Annotated in this window: 15 protein-coding genes; 5 read left to right on the top strand and 10 right to left on the bottom strand. The window is 38.1% G+C overall.

Going from position 1 to position 16,381, the window contains the following annotated elements; genetic code table 11:
• Positions 1-128: 128 nt before the first annotated feature.
• Both AC4CVF_RS06550 and AC4CVF_RS06555 read right to left on the bottom strand, forming a co-directional pair.
• Positions 129-569: an RNA-binding S4 domain-containing protein gene (locus AC4CVF_RS06550; protein WP_336950812.1), complete on the bottom strand. Its 441-nt coding sequence runs from the start codon at positions 567-569 to the stop codon at positions 129-131.
• Entirely contained in the window at positions 553-1,272 is a 720-nt protein-coding gene (locus tag AC4CVF_RS06555; protein WP_490789108.1) for an HAD-IA family hydrolase, read from the bottom strand. The genes AC4CVF_RS06550 and AC4CVF_RS06555 overlap by 17 nt, the downstream gene beginning before the upstream one ends.
• Positions 1,273-1,504: 232 nt before the next feature.
• Between AC4CVF_RS06555 and AC4CVF_RS06560 the strand changes: the two genes are divergently transcribed.
• The 4 genes from AC4CVF_RS06560 (at position 1,505) to AC4CVF_RS06575 (ending at position 7,094) form a co-directional block, all read left to right on the top strand.
• Positions 1,505-1,717, top strand: coding sequence for a hypothetical protein (locus AC4CVF_RS06560; RefSeq protein WP_336950882.1), 213 nt, complete (start codon positions 1,505-1,507; stop codon positions 1,715-1,717).
• Between the two features lie 304 nt (positions 1,718-2,021).
• Entirely contained in the window at positions 2,022-2,873 is an 852-nt protein-coding gene (locus AC4CVF_RS06565; protein ID WP_336950883.1) for a 3'(2'),5'-bisphosphate nucleotidase CysQ family protein, read from the top strand.
• 108 nt (positions 2,874-2,981) lie between these two features.
• Positions 2,982-3,710 (top strand): histidine phosphatase family protein, encoded by a 729-nt coding sequence (locus AC4CVF_RS06570; protein ID WP_490789109.1) that lies wholly within the window; start codon positions 2,982-2,984, stop codon positions 3,708-3,710.
• Positions 3,711-4,079: 369 nt separating this feature from the next.
• Positions 4,080-7,094, top strand: coding sequence for a M66 family metalloprotease (locus tag AC4CVF_RS06575; protein WP_490789110.1), 3,015 nt, complete (start codon positions 4,080-4,082; stop codon positions 7,092-7,094).
• A gap of 128 nt (positions 7,095-7,222) precedes the next feature.
• On the opposite strand, the gene AC4CVF_RS06580 is transcribed toward AC4CVF_RS06575, so the two are convergent.
• From AC4CVF_RS06580 to AC4CVF_RS06605, 6 genes are all read right to left on the bottom strand, one after another.
• A complete protein-coding gene (locus tag AC4CVF_RS06580; RefSeq protein ID WP_419327363.1) occupies positions 7,223-7,747 on the bottom strand; it encodes a protein tyrosine phosphatase family protein in 525 nt (174 codons plus the stop codon).
• 74 nt (positions 7,748-7,821) lie between these two features.
• Entirely contained in the window at positions 7,822-8,913 is a 1,092-nt protein-coding gene (locus tag AC4CVF_RS06585; RefSeq protein ID WP_004719768.1) for a 3-deoxy-7-phosphoheptulonate synthase, read from the bottom strand.
• Between the two features lie 143 nt (positions 8,914-9,056).
• The gene (locus AC4CVF_RS06590) at positions 9,057-9,935 is read right to left on the bottom strand and encodes a sulfite exporter TauE/SafE family protein (RefSeq protein ID WP_034615589.1); all 879 of its coding nucleotides are present in this window, start codon (positions 9,933-9,935) and stop codon (positions 9,057-9,059) included.
• 453 nt (positions 9,936-10,388) lie between these two features.
• A complete protein-coding gene (locus tag AC4CVF_RS06595) occupies positions 10,389-10,550 on the bottom strand; it encodes a hypothetical protein (protein WP_419327318.1) in 162 nt (53 codons plus the stop codon).
• A 179-nt stretch (positions 10,551-10,729) separates the two neighbouring features.
• A complete protein-coding gene (locus AC4CVF_RS06600; RefSeq protein ID WP_419360013.1) occupies positions 10,730-12,220 on the bottom strand; it encodes an amidase in 1,491 nt (496 codons plus the stop codon).
• A 22-nt stretch (positions 12,221-12,242) separates the two neighbouring features.
• Positions 12,243-13,718 carry a GGDEF domain-containing protein gene (locus AC4CVF_RS06605; RefSeq protein ID WP_490789111.1) on the bottom strand — a complete coding sequence of 492 codons (1,476 nt, stop codon included), beginning with the start codon at positions 13,716-13,718 and terminating at the stop codon, positions 12,243-12,245.
• A 254-nt stretch (positions 13,719-13,972) separates the two neighbouring features.
• On the opposite strand from AC4CVF_RS06605, the gene AC4CVF_RS06610 reads away from it, so the two are divergent.
• Entirely contained in the window at positions 13,973-14,461 is a 489-nt protein-coding gene (locus AC4CVF_RS06610; RefSeq protein ID WP_336950891.1) for a hypothetical protein, read from the top strand.
• 114 nt (positions 14,462-14,575) lie between these two features.
• Here the strand turns inward: AC4CVF_RS06610 and accC are convergent, their stop codons facing one another.
• Both accC and AC4CVF_RS06620 read right to left on the bottom strand, forming a co-directional pair.
• Entirely contained in the window at positions 14,576-15,940 is a 1,365-nt protein-coding gene (gene accC / locus AC4CVF_RS06615; protein WP_336950892.1) for an acetyl-CoA carboxylase biotin carboxylase subunit, read from the bottom strand.
• A gap of 16 nt (positions 15,941-15,956) precedes the next feature.
• Positions 15,957-16,376 (bottom strand): acetyl-CoA carboxylase biotin carboxyl carrier protein, encoded by a 420-nt coding sequence (locus AC4CVF_RS06620; protein ID WP_336950893.1) that lies wholly within the window; start codon positions 16,374-16,376, stop codon positions 15,957-15,959.
• Positions 16,377-16,381 lie beyond the last annotated feature (5 nt).

A 16,381-nucleotide genomic window follows, 5' to 3' on the forward strand; every position in this document is an offset into this window, starting at 1 on the left:
ATATCTTAAGTGGATGTCATTAAATTTGATCTTTCGTCCACGGCAGTAATAGTGACAGAAAATAAAAAATGGTTCTATATTAAAAAACATTAGTACGACATAAGATGTCGTACCCAACCTAAACGAATTCAGTCATCATCATAGGACCAAGATTGGTCAAATTGTTGATCATTTTCTTGTTTAAATTTGCTAATTTGTCGTCGATCTTTTTTACTTGGTCGATGATCAGGGCGTGCTAGATTATGCAATTTTCTTTGGGATGAAATCAACTCTCTACGTGCCACACTCACCTCAGTTTCTTCATAAAGTTGTTGGGCGATCGGTGCGCCGCCACGAACAAAGGAGAGTGCTTTAATCACTACCGTTTTACGATCAAAACCTTGTTGTATGGTGAGCTCCATTCCAACACGAATCTCTTTTGAGACTTTAACACGTTCATTATTATGATGAACTTTACCACCCTCGATTGCATCTTTGGCAATAGAGCGTGTTTTAAAAAAACGTGCAGCCCAAAGCCATTTGTCTACACGCATTGTTTCAAGTTGTTGTTTCTCAGGCTGTTTTGACATCGACATCCTTATGTTCTAAATCTGTTGACTGTAAATTTGCTAACACTACGTTTTTCAGTAAAGGTAAAAGCTCAGTTAAATGATTGATTGCAGGATATTCCAATTCTAATTGATGACGCGCAGTACGACCACTGGAAGGTTGGGTAATCGTGATTAAGTGTGCTATACCAAACTTTTCAGCACCTTTTAATACTGGAATGGTGTCATCCACAAAACATGCATTTTGTGGGTCAAATGGATGCTTTTGCTGTAGGATTTGCCAAAACTCAATAAACTCTTTGGAATAGCCAATTTCTTCACTACTGATCATTACTTCAAAATAAGGGCTGAGATCAACATTTTCAAGTTTAAGTTTTAAGCCAGCACAATCTGCATTGGTCAGTAACCAACAACGATAACCTTGTGCTTTTAATTGTTTTAATAATTCAAAACAGCCAGCTCTTGGGGTGATTTTATCTTTAAAATCATATTGTAACTGGAGGACATCAACCCCAACTTTTTCAGACCAATATTTTGAAGAATACCAGCAGAGAGTATGATTATGTTGTTGATAAAATGCATTTAGAATATTTTGACTGTGCTCTAAACTATATTGATGGGTTTCTGCATGACGTTCGGGGAGTTTGGTATTCCAGATCAGATCATCGAAAGCTAAATCAAGGAGTGTGCCGTCCATATCAAAAAAGATGATCGGTTTTTGCATTCAAGAAACTCCTAAGTTTTTTAAAGTTTAGCAAAGACACGATGAGTGTGTAAATTTTAATAAAATAAATGTGGGATGATGAACTGGATAGCTTACTATTTTCGAATTTCTTTATTGGTCACTAATCGCTAGCGATGGTTTCAAAATTTGAGCCAACTACATATATTGCAATCTAAAGCATTAGATCTAAATGCTATAACACTTAGATCCAAACGATATAAATGAGAATTAAATGAAAATATTAGATATTATAAATTCTGAATTACATCAAGCAGCGATGCTATTAGATAATATTTCAGGAAAAATCCAAGAAGCACCAGAATTGGAAAATAGGGAAAATATTTTGCTTATCGGCAAAGTGCTCAGTCATATTTTTGAACTGCAAAAAAATATATATGAACATAGACCCGATTTAAAAAATATTCATGAACAAAACAACGATTAAAATTCAACGCATCTGAAGCCTGAATTTTAAAGTTGTGAGGAATTATATAAATACAATTAATAAAAACAATATGTTATTGGTTAATTTATCCATATTAAAATGGATTTCATTGGATAAAATTTTAAATAGGTTGAATAGACTTGGAGTAATCTAAATCAAATGAAAATTTAGAAGTCTATATAGTGTTCGAAAAGCACATCTAAGCTCAAGATATTTATTACTTAAAAGTTATTGTTTTCATGCACTCAACATAAAAAAATGGTAGGCTTGTGGACAAAAATCAGACATCCTACAGGTCGGATCAATGTTTATTACCACTCAAGCACCACAAGATGAACAAATTTTAAAATTAGTTCCAGTTTTGGCATCTGCAAGTCAGATCTTGCTCGAGGAATACCAAAATTATTGTGCTGGAAATGCGTTTAATATTGATAAAAAGGATGATCAGTCACCAGTTACCCAAGCTGACTTAAAAGTAAATGCCTATTTAATTGAACAATTAGCTAAAATTACCCCTGAAATTCCAGTTCTATCAGAAGAGAGTGATTATTCTCAACGACATACATGGAATATTTGCTGGATGCTGGATCCTTTGGATGGAACAAAAGAATTTATTCATGAACGTGATGAATTCACCATTAATTTAAGTCTAATTCACAATCACCAAACCATATTCTCAATCATTGCTGTACCTACTGAACAAGTGATGTATTTAGGTTATTTAACAGAATTGCCTTATAAATATTGCTTTATTCATAATACTTGGGAACGTTATTGCAAATTTAAAGCGGTAGAGGAAGATGCAATTCAAATTGGGCTCAGCCATAGCAGTAAAAACCCAAAGTATCAGCAATATATTGATTATATTGAGCAAGAGTCACCTGTAATTAGACGCGAGGCTGGCAGTGCCTATAAGTTTTGTATGATGCTTGAAGGTGAAATCGATATTTATCCAAGATTCCATCCTACCTCTGAGTGGGATACCAGTGCAGGACAAGGATTATTGGAAAGTATTGGTGGCGGATTACTGAGTTTAGCTGCGGTACCATTTACCTATAATCAACGTGATACCGTTTTAAATGATGGATTTATCGCATTTCGGAACATCGAAAATAAAGAAATTGCTTTAGAAGCATTAAGCAATGTGAGCTTTTAATCTGATATACATATGCATTTTATAGATAATTTAACACTTTGAGATTAGATTGAGCGTTTGGCTGCATATGTTATAGTAAGCTTGTATAAAAATGAGTTTTAAGTTGATATGGTCTTAGATTTATTGCCGAACAGTATGCTAAAAGCAATAGATTTATTGCCCGATGCGAAAACACCTGTAACCTTATTCACGCGTCATTCAATTCGTGAGGTTGTGAATGGGCAGGGGCTGGCAGGTTATGATCTGCAATTAACTTCCCAAGGTCGTGATCTAGCCCAAGCTTGGGGCTGTTATTTGATTGAAAATACGGATCGAGTGATCCAACATTGTATTTCAAGCCCCATTCAGCGTTGTGTCGATACCGCGGCTTTGATGATTCAAGGCGCTGACGGAATTTCTCCTTATCCGAATACCCATCATATCGAAATTGTAGAAAAGGGCTTATTGGTTGAGCCGGGAAGCTTTGTGCTGGATATTAAACAGGCTGCTCCCTATTTTAGAGCACAAGGTGCTTTAGGTTTTATCAACAGTTTTGTCAATAATGCCTTACCTGGTATGAAGCATCCGATTACGGGTGTGGTGGATGTGCTTGAATTAATCTATGAAACACATCCTACGCTAAACAACGGTATTAGTTTGGCTGTGAGCCACGATACGATTCTTGCTGCGATTATTGCGGTGATTTCAAAACGTACCTATATCAGTCAAAGTGATTGGCCTGAGATGATGGAAGGGCTATTTGTTTGGTTTGAAGGTGAACGTTTTGCAGATAGTCGTTTAAAATGGATTTGGCGAGGCGAACGTGGTGAATTGTCGATACGAGATTTTCAGCAATAGTTGTTTTTAAATCCAAAAATAATTATGTTGAGTGAATCATATTGATCTTGAAAGTTCCTTCTCTCTTTGTGTAGGTGATGCCTCATCTTGCACTACTCAATCTGTATCCCCACATACCCACACACAATGGGCGATACCCCCAATCGCCACGCGATAGCGCCACGGTGCCGATAAATAACAACCTAAGACTCAATAAATCCATAAAAGTAAAATTTAGGGCAATCTGTCCTTTTTATATTTTTTAAATAAAAAAACACATGATTATAATCTGTGTGATATATTTAAATTATTGAAATATATAATTATTTTAATTTAATCTCAAAAACCAAGGATAGAGATAAGTCGTTATAAATATGGGGAAGATATGTGATGCAATTACGGTTTAAATATTTAACAATTTGTACGCTTTCAGCAATGCTTATCGCATGTGGGGGTGGTAGTGATAGCCATACAACAAATGATCAGCCATCGAATATACCGCAAAACCCTGGCGATGGTACAAATGAGTTACCTGGAGATGGTACACCAGAAACCCCAGACAACGGTTCAGGGGGTTCAAATAGCGGTACGACTTTGCCTCCAGAGAATGGTTCGGGTGATTCAAATGGAGGATCAACTGAGACTCCTCCTGAGAACGGTTCAGGCGACTCAAACGGTGGCACGACTCAGCCTCCTGAGAGTGGTTCGGGCGGTTCAAACGGTGGCACAACTCAGCCTCCTGAGAGTGGTTCGGGCGGTTCAAACGGTGGCACGACTCAGCCTCCTGAAAATGGTTCGGGTGGTTCAAATGGTAATACAGGGACAACACCACCTATAGTAGAAAAATATCCAGAACCAGTTAAAAATAAAATCTCAAGCAGTGTATTAGGCTTTTATGATTTTAATGCACAGGGTGGAAATCGCTTATTGCGCAATGATTTAAATGGTGACTTTGCTGCAATGCTACAGTTTGCCCAAAGCCATGTGGTAAATCCGAAGAATAATGAACAGGATAAAATGCCACGCTTAACAACGCAAAAAGATGCATTGTTATTGGTTACACCTTTAGTTTCAATGGGAGATGTTGATAAATTACAAGCGGAAATCTATCAAGGTAACCAACTGATACGTACCGTAAATCTAAATGAGCCTTCACGTCTTGCTGCTTCCGATCAATCTAATCAGGATGATCGAGCGCGGGTGATGTACTCTAAACAGGCATGGTCAGCAGCATTAAAGTGGGATGAGGTACGTTCAGGATTATCCATCCGTATTATAGATCCTGTAAACAATCGCAGTGGTTCTTTAGCTGGGGCAGATATTGATTTTGCAGCACCAGGCGAGTTGGTGGTACAAAGTATTCGTTTAGGTTTATTGACTGATGCACCTAAATCCAATGGTCACTATATGCTGTTGGAACCTGAAAAAGCAGGAACCGATTATTTCCAAACCATCCCTGCTGCAAAAATGATTGTCAGCAAATACGATGAAATGAAGCTTAATCGGGTCATGGTTGCAAGTGGTGTCATTTACGATTCTGTCAGTGCAACCAATGGTGGTGTCTATGATGGAGATATGCGTGAAAATACTGCTAAATCAACATTTAGTGTGGGAATTAACTTAGCGAATTGGGGTGTCACCAGTTCATCGATGCAAAGTCAAGAGCAACCACAAGTGACTCAAAGTGTGGTGATTCATCATGCCAGAGGTAAATATGCCAATGGTGAGTCCAATCACGGCTTAAGTGGTGGAAATGGTATTTTGACATTGATCGATTCGGTGGGGAATGAATTTAGCCATGAAATCGGGCATCACTATGGTTTAGGGCATTATCCTGGCTCAGTCGAAACAAGTGGAAGTCCAACAAATTATTTCTGGTCTGCACATCATGCTGATAGTGGCTGGGGATATATTGCATTTCGAAATAAAATGCGTGGCAATTTAAATTGGGGCAATACCAATTTAGGTGATGGTAGTAATGGTGTACCAAACTTCCAAAATCTCTATGCTTATGGTTGGGATGCCATGAGTGGTGGATCTAGCGCCAGCTCGATTTCCAAATATACCCACTATACTGGTTATAGTATGTGGTTAAAAATTCAACCTGCTTTTGATAAATACGTTTGGGATCCAAATTCTACGACAGGTTATAAAAAATGGAATGCAGCAACGCGTGAAATGGTAGATGCACAACCTAAAACACCAAACTCAGGCAATGTTTGGTATAACAGTGCCGATGGTAACTTTTTAAAACCACGTTTATTTAGTGTGCCTGTTTATACGATTTTAGGTGGCTATGATCCAATCAATCAGGTGGGGATTATTTATCCTGCAGCACGAGGTAATTGGGGCAATGTCTTTAATCTACCTCAGGCCAACTCGGCTGGCACTGCTGCAAATTGTTGGTTAAATGTGCAGTATGTCAATAAAGTAGAAAATATTGCACTTGCACCACAACGGGTAAACTCAGGTAGCAATGCCAATAAGTTCCATATCAATCTTGCGCAAAGTGATGCCCCTCAAAATATTGATCTTTACTGCCAAAAAGCAGGCCAGCAAGCAGTGAAATTGTCGAATATCAATATCCCAGTCACTACACAAGCAATGACACCTTTTGTTTCTATTGGTAAAGAAGCAGAGTATTCGGCATTAAGAACACTTGAAATGCCACAACTCGAACAAGCTTTGCTGAATAATAAAGGTAAAGAGGTGGTCAGCCTAGATGCGGATTCACGCTTATTATTTGACTCTTATCGTCAATTTAAAACTGAATTGTCAGCGGACGCGCAGACAGAAATGGTTCGTTATACCCAACAGCAAATTAAACTTTATCGTTTAAATCGTTGGATAAATGCATATCGAACTGATCTCGAAAGTGGCAATGTTGAAGCGATTGAGGCATTTAATCAGTTTGTGGCAAAGTTGGAACTAAGTACTGATTTCAATTTAAACCATGTTTCCAGTATTAAAAATGGGACAAATTGTTTAAAAGTTGAAACACTGGCTAATGGCAAATTGAATGCCTATATCAGTGGTAAGAGTGGCTGTACGGGTGATGACACTGAACAGTGGATCTACGATGCAATGGGTAAAATCCACAGCAAAAAATATATGGATCAGTGTTTAGCCAATCAGGGTGGGGTGATTAATCTAAGCTCATGTAACCATGATGCAGCAAGCCAAGTGTGGGCGATGAATGCCACACTGCAACGTATCGAGCAAGGTTCAAAATGTTTTGATTTGGAATATGGTTATTTAAGCAATAACCGAGCACGTTTGATTAGTTATAATTGCGGTACTGGTGGGAATCAAAAATGGACAAATCTTACTGCCAATAACAGTTTGATTTTGGCTGCAACCCGTGCTGAAAATTTAGCTTTGATCAAGCAGCTTCTAATCAAGTAACCATTGATCAAATAAGCAAATCAAACATTAAGTTATCACAATAAAATAAGCGCCATAAGGCGCTTATTTTTGTTCATGTTGATGATTTTACTTAAATACATCAATGATTGAAATGTTGTTAGGCTGGTTTAAGAAAACTGATCCGCATTCATCAAAGAGTGTTGTAAATCTTCAGTGGCTTTACGCCCTTGTAGTTGTAAGGCAACAGCATGTATTAAACCAGTCCAAGTTTCATTGGGTTCCCAAATTTGATGCATCAACTCTTGTGCGGCTGGCATATCGATATCCATATAATATTGGCGATATAAATACATCAAACAACTCACCTGCATATTCTTCGCACAATGTACCCAAACGATTTTTTCCTGTACTAAATGCGCGATCAAATCTAACACAAATAAGCATTGATCATCTGCTGGTGTATCCCAATGGATTGGAATTTGAATGTAGTTGAGTCCAAACTCAGCACAGATTTTATCTTCATGTTCAAGGTGTAAGCTGGCATCTGTAAATGCCAGATTGATGATTGTATCTACGCCGTATTCTTTAATCTGTTTCAGTTGTTCAGCACTCGGCTGACCTGAAGTCAGTAAATGTTCGTGGACAAACTGGAAGTTTGCGATTTGACAGAGTTCTTGTTCAAGTTCGTTCATAGCATTCTTACAGAAAATGTTTAATAACATCATAAACAAAAACGCCATCTATGTAGATGGCGTTTTTATATTAATTAACGATTTGGTAAAATTTCTTTTAAAGCTGCATCCATTTCCAGAAGTGCTTTTTCAGTTGTTTCCCAATCGATACAGCCATCAGTCACAGATTTACCATATTCTAAATCAGCCAGATTTTCAGGAATATCTTGGCGCCCACCTTTGATATGGCTTTCAACCATAATGCCGACAATAGATTTGTTGCCATCTAAAATCTGTTCGGTGATATTTTTCAACACAAGCGGTTGTAAATACGGATCTTTATTTGAGTTGGCATGACTGGTATCAATCATGATTTTATTGCTGACTTTGGCTTTTGCTAATGCATTTTCCGCTTCAGCAACAGAACCCGCATCATAGTTCGGCTTACCATTACCGCCACGTAATACAACGTGTGCATAAGGGTTACCACTAGTACGAATCACTGAAACTTGGCCTTCGTTATTTAAACCCAAGAAACTATGACCATGTTTAACAGACTGCATAGCATTGGTTGCAACGGTTAAACCACCATCTGTACCATTTTTAAAGCCTACAGGTGACGAAAGACCAGAAGACATTTCGCGATGTGTTTGGCTTTCCGTTGTACGTGCACCAATTGCAGACCATGAAATAAGATCTTGGTAATATTGTGGTGAGTTTGGGTCAAGCGCTTCAGTTGCACAAGGTAAGCCTTTATCGTTTAACTCAAGCAATAGTTTGCGCCCTAAACGTAGACCTTTTTCAATATTAAAAGAATCATTCATATCTGGATCATTGATCAAACCTTTCCAGCCAACGGTGGTACGAGGTTTTTCAAAATAAACACGCATGATGATATATAAAGTATCTTTTACTTTTTCACTTAATACTTTTAAACGATTTGCATAATCATGTGCTGCAACAGGGTCATGAATAGAACAAGGGCCAATCACAACAAATAGACGTTTATCTTTACCATCTAAAATATTACGAACAGTTTCCCGACCATGAAGTACAGTTTGGTAGGCATTTTCATTTAATGGTAATTCAGCTTTAAGTTCCGCTGGGGTTACCAGCGTTTGAATGCTTTGGACATTCACGTCATCAATATCTGATTGAGTAATTGGATTTGAATTTAATGTATTCATTGCCGTCACTGGGTATTAGAAACATACAGAAAGTATTTTTAGTGGTCAGAATATAACACGAATTGGCCGAAGTTTTGTCATAAATAAATCATTAAAACTTTGCGGTCAATTCATAACTATTAGTTATTAATAAAAGCTTAATTTTAAACCTGTGGTTGTTGGACGGATGGCGTCACCATTGCAGCCTGTGGTTTTTCTACAGGTTTGGATTTAACTGGGTTTAAGATAAAGTTAATACCCAAGGCAAATAGGGTGATCCCCAAAACCTTGCGAATCATTTTTTCTGGCATTTTAGAACTGATTAAGGTTCCCACCACAATTGCAGGAATTGAGCCCACCAACAACCATCCAAGCAGATGAAAATCTACATTGCCAGATGTCATATGTGCAAATCCAGCAACAGAGGTTAATAAAACAGCATGTACAACATCAGAACCAATGATACGAATCATGGGTAAATTTGGAAACATGAGGATCAGTGCCATGATACCAAATGCGCCAGCACCTACAGAAGAAAGGGTCACAAACACACCCAGTACAATCCCCATAATCACCACATAAGTGCGTTTGCCTTCAATGTTGAAATTATTAGCTTCATGAAAATCTTGCTTTTCTGCACGAAATTTGGCAAAGAATTTTTCAATTCTAGAACGGAACACGATAGACAAGCCTGTTATGGTCAGCATAAAGCCTAACACCATGGTTAAAATGGCTTTGTAGTGCGTTGAACTGCTGAGATAATTGTCTAAAACCCAATGGGTGATAAATGAAGCAGGGACACTGCCTAAAGCTAACCAGAGAACAATCGGCCAAACGATATTCAGTTTTTTAGCGTGAACCATTGAGCCACAAAATTTAGAAATAGCTGCATAAAGTAGGTCTGTTCCGATTGCGATGTGTGGTTCTATTCGAAATAAACTAATCAAGATGGGGGTCATAAGTGAACCACCGCCTACACCAGTAATACCTACACAGAAGCCGACTAAAACGCCAGCTAGAATAAACTCAACAGGACCAAACATGACTTATATTGCCAGATATCAAAAAACAGGCATATCTTATGACTTTTTTGTATAAGTGGTTGTCTTGATTGTTGATTTGCTTATGCAAAAAAATGCTAAAGTCTTTTAACTTTAGCGTAATGCAGGTTTTTATATCTATCTAATTGATTATTATTCTAAATTTTGATTAGGTCTCTTTTGTAGCTTGAAGATGATCATTTGAATTAAATCATATTAGTATGAAACTTCTTCCTTCCTTTGGGAGGAAGGCTAGGATGAGGGTGCTTTTACATCGATTTATGCTTTTAAAAAGACTTGTGAAAGAAACCTAATAAATATACGAATTATATGATTTATCTTACAAAAGTAAACTTTATAACTTTATAACTTGGAACTTATACTTCTCTATGGAAATGAATATTTATGATTGAAAAGCTTACAATGCCCTACTTTACTATTGGCGCTTAAATAGGTTCACGTAGTCGATGCCTCACTTTTGGCAAGGGATGCCAAACCTCGCACTGCAAACAAAGCTATACTTTGTTTTTGCTCATGTTGTGCGAAGGGTACGTCCTGTAACCCCCGCATTCCCACGCTCAATGGGCGAGAGCCGTCGCCACGCAATAGCCCGATCATGTATAATTCATCAATATAAAAGCAACTCATTGCATACTAGTTCAAAATATGACTGAGTATTGAATGCTCATTTTTTAGTAACTCAAAATCTAATAATCAGCTCTAAAATAAGCCTTATTCTGAAATAAATATTCACATCAGTACCCGATGTTTAATGGGAATATTCAAGCAGATAAAATTTATAATAGAATGCTTTGATATTTAGATGCCCAAGGTTGCGCCTGCTCTAATTGTGCCGCCAGTTGTAATAACACATCCTCACGTCCAAAAGGGGCAATAAATTGTGAACCTAAAGGTAGATTATCCTTATTCCAATATAAAGGTACTGACATGGCTGGTAAGCCCGTGATATTGGCCAATTGAGTAAATGGAACCCACTGCAAATTATTTTTAATCATTTGCTCAACTAACTTACCTTTTGCCAGTAAGTGGGCTTGATCAACTTTGAGCAAGGCTTTTAAAATCGGAACCTGCCAAGATGGTGTTTTTACCTCACCATTTTTCGGTGCTACTGAGGCTGTAGACGGGATCAAAAATAAGTCATAATGCTCAAAGAAATGGTTCATTTTTGCAACATAAACACCCCAGTTATTGAGGTTGTTAATATAGTCCACAGCAGAAGCCTTGGCCCCAAATGCGGCAATTGCCAGTGTATCTAATTCAAAATCTTGATCTGTTGCGCCAAATTTCTGTTTGACTTGATTGACCGTATAAGCGCATTGACTAAACCATGTGGTAATAAAGTCTTTGGCAAGAGACATACCGTCAATTTGAGGCGTTGCCTCTTCAACAATATGTCCTAAAGATTCTAAAAGTTTGCTAGTCTTTTGGATAGCTTGAACTGCATCTTTTGAAACTTTGGTTCCAATTGGGGAAACAGTGGAAAAAGCAATTCGCAGACGCTTTGGAGCTTTTTCAATGATGTCTAAGTAGCGTTCAGTCGGGCTTTGGATGTTGAAAAGAGCAGTGCGATCTGAGCCTTGAGTGGCATCTAACATGGCTGCACTATCACGGACTGATTTGCACAAAACATGTTGCATCGCAGCACCATGCATTGCTTCACTGATTTCAGGTCCCCAAGGCGTACGTCCACGACTTGGCTTTAAGCCAAATAGGCCACAATATGAAGCTGGGATTCGGATAGAGCCACCTCCATCACTTGCACCCGCAATCGGTACGATACCTGCTGCAACCCCAGAAGCGGAACCTCCAGAAGAGCCGCCACTATTGTGTTTTAAATTCCATGGATTTTTGCAACTGCCCCAAGCTTCAGGTTCAGTGATACCTTTAATGCCAAATTCAGGCGAATTGGTTAATCCGAAAGTGACTACCCCAGATTTCACCCAGCGATTGACGATTTCTGAATTTTCTTTAGCAATATATTGCGCATTTTTAAACGATTTGGAACCAAATGAAGTTGCGACACCTGCATATTCTTGATGTAGATCTTTGAGTAAAAATGGTACACCTGAAAAGGGACCAGTCGCATAATTTTGGGTGTTTTTTAATGCATGTTCATAAATCGGAATAACGATCGCATTAATTTTAGGATTAACTTGTTCAGCACGTTGAATTGCGATTTCTAATAATTCATGTGCTTGTACTTCCTTGTTTTTTACAAGTTGTGCTAAACCGATACCATCATATTGAATATATTCTGAAAACTTCATAGCTTTTCCTTGCTGTTTTGAGTTATTGGGCAAATATGTTTTGGTTTTGTTCGATGGTTTTTTCTAAACAAAGCTGATTTCTACCTTTTTCCTTGGCTAAATACAAAGCATCATCAGCTCGTTTTATCAGCTGTTGAAAAGGTATGCAATAGGGTAAAGTCTGATAACTTAAGCCAATACTGACGCTGATATTTAAGCTACGTTGATCATCTAAATGAATCGGGGTATTGAAAACGCTATTACAAATTCTTTGTGCAATGGCAATACTTTGATCTAAAGATAGATCTTTTAATAATATAGCAAACTCTTCGCCACCTAAGCGACCAAATAGATCATTCGTGCGAATTTGTGCTTTGACTTGATGGGTAAACTCTTGCAAAACATAATCGCCGATCACATGGCCATATTGATCATTAATTTTTTTAAAATGATCTAAATCTAAAACTAAAATTGTGACGCTGTGTGCTTGTTGTTTTTCAACATCCTCAGCAATGGTGCGTTCACTTTCTTCATAGAAATAACGACGATTTAGTGTGGTGGTGAGGCCATCATGATTGGCTAAGTATAAGATTTGGTGATAAAGCTTTTGTCGATTTAAACTGATAATAGCGAGGGTTAAAGGCCCCAAAGCCAGCATCATTAAACCGATGCGTACAGACAGTGTGGTGCCCAAATAGGCATCGGGTGACTGAGCAATATAATATGCAGTCAATGCATTATAGAGCAGCATACACACTATACAGTTAATGATAGAGACAAAAAATAAATTATAGCTTAGTGCAGCCCAGACTAGCGCTGCAATTGGGAACATGATTGCACCTGGACCCAGAAAAAAATGAGTCAGAATGACGGAGAAAATCACGCCCAATAGCGGAAGAAATTTTTCGTATTGAAAAGGCTGTTGTTTAAATAGTTGGATATGGTTTTGAATGGCTTTTTTATCTGGGATTGCCAATATAATCGGTAAAAAGGCAATAACATTGAGGATTTCACCCGTCCACCACATACCAAAATCGACCCAGATTCTATCCATAATCATAAAGGTGTTTGGTAAATAAGGGACAGTTAAACTTGCGACGATTGGCGAGGCTAAACAACCGCCAAAGGCACTGATTGCAAATAAGTATAAAAATGTTAGACCTTTATTATATTGTTTATAATCTAGTTTAAAAAAACGAATCAGGCCTAATGTGACCACGGCGTGAGTTAGATTGGCTAAAGTCAGAAAGAAGGTGATTAAAAATGAATTGCCAGTAAGCAGATCTGCAAGCATAAATGCGATAAATGCACCAATCCATCCACCTATATTTTTTAAGCGATGAAACCTTAAAAAGAGTCCAAGTAAAACAGCATTTGCGGGCCAAAAAATGGCAAGAAAAGATAAGGGTCTACCCAATATTCCAGCCAATGCACAGACAAAAATAATCATTGCAATAATAAAAAATGCAGAGATGTTGTCTTTAAGCACTTGACTTAAATATGCGAGAGCTCGAGGCAATTTACTAACCTATTCTAAAGAGGGATTAATCTCTAAGCCAATATTTTATCTGGCTCTGCTAAGGTATTAATCAGTAATCATATCTATTTGTATCGATAAATCAATAGTTTTAGTTACCTTAATTCGGGCTCGTCACAAAAATGTTTTTTGCATAGATTACACAAGAAAGATTGTTCATATATGGTTAATTTTACATGTTTTATTCTAAATCTATGCTAATTTATGTCTGATGAAATATTACATACAGACTTGGTATGAAAAAAACAGCACTTATAATTTCTTTATTGCTTAGCCTTTCACCTTTTGTGAGAGCTGAAACAGTTCAACCTCAAGCAACCAATCCTACGACTGTGGCTGCAACCAATACCACAAGCACAATTCGTATAAATACTCGCCCTGAAATTTTAGGCTTATGGGGTATGGAAATTCCAGAAAATAAGAAATGTACAGAATATTATAATTTCCGTGGTTCCAATGAAGTGGTGGTGAATAGTGCCAAAGAGTGGTCAACTGGTCTGTTTGATTATCAACCTTCACCGGATAATACGTTGGAAAAGCCACCTGCATTAATCATGCAAATTCGCTATGAAAATAATGAAACAGATTGTTCAGGACGTAAAGAAGATCAGTCTGGTGAAGTTACCCAATATTTTGTGAAGTGGATTAATAAGAACACCTTGAATTTTTGTATTTCTGACAAAGGGGATCAGTGCTTTGCTACTTTACGCAGAGTCTTGCCTTAAGTCGATTTAAAGCATCAATGCTTGTCTAAGTAATGAAGCATTTGCTTTAAAATGAAAAACCTCTGATTTTACAGAGGTTTTTTATTGGGTTTTTACGGGATTAGAGAATGTATATTAAGCTTCTTTTTCATGTCCTTGAACTTGTTTTAATAAGTGTTTTTCAAGGTAGTGAATATCCATTGCTTGTGAACAGAAGTTTTTATCTTCAAGAATCAGATCTTTATGTAATGGAATATTGGTTTTAATTCCAGTTAAGATCATCTCATCCAAGGCTTGTTTCATACGGGCAATCGCGGTTTCACGATCTTTACCATAAGAAATCAACTTTGCGATCATTGAGTCATAATACGGAGGAATGCTATAGCCTTGATAGATATGAGAATCTAAACGGATACCCGCACCGCCTGGCGCATAGAATGATTCAATTTTACCTGGTGATGGTAAGAAGGTTGACGGATCTTCTGCATTGATACGGCATTCAATCGCATGACCTTCGATTTTAATGTCTTCTTGTTGAAGATTTAAACCTAGACCTGCAGCGATACGTAATTGCTGTTCAATAATATCAACACCAGTCACTTGTTCAGTCACCGGATGCTCAACTTGAACACGAGTATTCATCTCGATAAAGAAGAACTCACCATCTTCAAATAAGAACTCAAAAGTACCAGCACCACGGTATTGCATCAACTTACATGCATTGACACAAGCTTCAAGAATATGTGCACGCGCTTCTTCTGGTAAACCTGGTGCAGGTGCTTCTTCAAGCACTTTTTGATGGCGACGCTGTAAAGAGCAGTCACGGTCATATAAATGAATCGCTTGACCATTACCATCGGCTAAAACTTGTACTTCAACATGACGTGGTTTTTGTAGGAAACGCTCCATATAAACCGTATCATCCCCGAACCACATTTCAGCATCACGTTGTGCAGCTTGAACAGATTCAAGTAATGTATCAACACGCTCAACAATACGCATCCCACGCCCACCACCGCCTGAAGCAGCTTTTACAATCAATGGGAAACCAATTTCTTTGGCTTCAGCCAATGCATTGTTTGGTGTGACCGCATGAGCAGAACCAGGAACTGTTGGAACACCTGCTTTACGCATCGCCGTAATTGCGGAAACTTTATTTCCCATCAGACGAATGTGTTCGGGACGAGGTCCAATGAAAATAAATCCTGAGTTTTCTACAATTTCTGCAAATTCAGCATTTTCAGATAAGAAACCATAACCCGGATGGATGGCATCTGCGCCTGTAATTTCTGCTGCGGTAATAATGGCTGGAATATTTAAATAGCTTTCACTACTTGCGCCAGGACCTATACATACGGCTTCATCACAAAAACGTAAATGCATCAAATCTTTATCAGCATCTGAGTAGATTCCGACAGTTTTGATTCCCAAAGTTTTACAAGCACGAGTGATGCGTAATGCAATTTCACCTCGGTTTGCAATTAAAACTTTTTGCAACATATCAACCCCCGAGGTATTACGCGCGGTAGCGAAATAAAGGTTGACCGAACTGGATTACATCACCATTTTTTACTAAAATTTCTTCAACTACACCACTTTGAGTTGCTTCAATAGGGTTCATAATTTTCATTGCTTCGATGATACCTAAAGTTTCACCCGCAGAAACAGTCTGACCAATATTCACAAATGGTGCTTCACCCGGACTTGGTGCTGAATAGAACACACCAACCATTGGAGACGTTTCTACTGCACCACGAGAGGCAGCTTTAACTACAGGCGCTTCAGCGGTTGGAAGGGCAATAGGTGCTACACCAGCAGCAACCACAGGATTACGGCGAGTTAAAGCAATCGATTGATCGCCTTCTTTCACTTCAATTGCTTGAAGATCAGATTCGATCATCAAATCGATGAGCTTTTTAATTTTGCGAATATCCATGGGTT

The organism is Acinetobacter sp. LipI_19 (genome assembly GCF_058242925.1).